This is a genomic window from Streptosporangium sp. NPDC023825, from assembly GCF_040639575.1.
Lineage (GTDB): Bacteria > Actinomycetota > Actinomycetes > Streptosporangiales > Streptosporangiaceae > Streptosporangium.
This window is the reverse complement of sequence record NZ_JBFAAE010000149.1, coordinates 1-1,762: the sequence shown is the minus strand read 5'-3', so window position 1 is coordinate 1,762 and position 1,762 is coordinate 1. Positions and strand designations below refer to the sequence as shown.

The following is a 1,762-nucleotide window of genomic DNA, read 5'->3' as shown; positions in this document are numbered from 1 at the left end:
GGGGGTCATGCCGAAGATCTGCTCGCCCACGCCGATCATCCACTTGCCCAGCGGCGGGTGGGCCACGTAGAGCGGGCAGGGGTCGGCCTCCGGCGGCGTGCACTTGACCAGGAAGTCGGTCTTCCCCGCGATGATCATCCGATCGGCGACCGGATCCTCCACGGTGCCGAGCGAGGCTCGCTCTACCCCGTAGTGGATCAGCGTCCAGGCGTCCTTGGCGTAGTACGTCTCGTCGAACACGACCGCGTGCGGCCGTCCGAGGCCGACGAGTCGCAGGACCCCTCCGAACGCCGCGACCAGTATCGGTCCCAGCCAGCCCCAGGCCACGCTTCCCTGCATGGGCGGCAAGAGGCGATCCCGTATTAATCCCATTCGGGCAATTATGGTGATAATTCAGCCGCGATGGACAGCATCATAAAGATCGCGTTTGGGGATGCCCGCCGCCTTCGCCACGTCCACGATCGCCTGCTTTCTCGGTACCCCCGTCTCCTCCCTGCGGGCCACCTCGTCGACCAGCTCCCCGATCACCGGCGGCAGGGCCTGCCCGGCGTACCCCGCGACGACGACCGTGATCTCCCCCCTGACGCCCCCGGCCGCCCACTCGGCCAGCTCCCCGAGGCCACCCCGCCGCACCTCCTCGTACGTCTTGGTGAGCTCCCGGCAGACCGCCGCCCGGCGGTCGGCGCCGAACGCCTCCGCCATCGCCGCCAGCGCGACCTGCAGCCGGTGCGGCGCCTCGAAGAAGACCATGGTGCGCTCCTCCTCCGCGAGGGCGGCGAGCCGGCGGGAGCGCTCACCGGACTTGCGCGGCGGGAAGCCCTCGAAGCAGAAGCGGTCGCTGGGCAGCCCGGAGACGGCCAGCGCCGTGGTCACCGCGGACGGTCCCGGCAGCGAGGTGACGGTGATCCCCGCCTCGACCGCCAGGTGGGTGAGGCGGTAGCCGGGGTCGGAGACTCCCGGCATGCCCGCGTCGGTGATGACCAGCACGGTCTTGCCGTCCCGGAGGGCCTGGAGGAGCTCGGTGGCCCGCCCGGCCTCGTTGGCGTCGTAGTAGGAGACGACCCGGCCGCCGATCTCCGCGCCCAGCTCCCCCGCCAGGCGGCGCAGCCTGCGGGTGTCCTCCGCCGCGACCACGTCGGCACTCTCCAGCGCCTGCCGCAGCCGGGGCGAGGCGTCGCCCGCCTGCCCGATCGGAGCCCCTGCCAGCACAAGCCTGCCGTTGTCCGTCACCGTTCCATCCTCCCGCATTTCGGATGGCCTCCCAGCCTGGGGAGAAGTTCTCGAATTGGGCATCTGGCAAGTTTTTCCTGGGCTCAGGGGGGTGGGGGGACCGTACGATGTCCGGGTGGCCGTGACCGACTTCACCAACCAGGCACCCAAGCAACCCGAGCCGCCCGGCGGGGCGAGGGGCTCGGCGCGCGACCGGCTGGTACCGCCGATGCCCGACGGCGCCCTGTGGGGCTGGCTGGGCCCGCTGCTGATCTCGGTGTTCGGGGCGATCCTGCGTTTCACGAACCTCGGCCATCCGCGCGCGGTCATGTTCGACGAGACGTACTACGCCAAGGACGCCTGGGCGCTGTTCACCTTCGGCGCCGAGCACAACGTCGTCAAGGACGCCGACAAGATCCTGATGGGGGGCGGCACCGGGATCTGGCAGCAGTGCGCGCCCACCGAGCTCGACAAGTGCGCCTCCTACGTGGTCCACCCGCCGCTGGGCAAGTGGATGATCGGCGTGGGCGAGCAGATCTTCGGCATGACCCCT

At 70.5% G+C, this 1,762-nt stretch carries 1 protein-coding gene and 2 pseudogenes; 1 reads left to right on the top strand and 2 read right to left on the bottom strand.

The features are described from left to right. Positions 1-339 (bottom strand): annotated as a pseudogene (locus AB0G15_RS43440) (phospholipid carrier-dependent glycosyltransferase); the annotation flags it as partial. Positions 340-393: 54 nt separating this feature from the next. Beyond that, positions 394-1,248: a 16S rRNA (cytidine(1402)-2'-O)-methyltransferase gene (rsmI, locus tag AB0G15_RS43435; RefSeq protein ID WP_362851584.1), complete on the bottom strand. Its 855-nt coding sequence runs from the start codon at positions 1,246-1,248 to the stop codon at positions 394-396. 97 nt (positions 1,249-1,345) lie between these two features. On the opposite strand from rsmI, the pseudogene AB0G15_RS43430 reads away from it, so the two are divergent. After that, positions 1,346-1,762 (top strand): annotated as a pseudogene (locus AB0G15_RS43430) (phospholipid carrier-dependent glycosyltransferase); the annotation flags it as partial.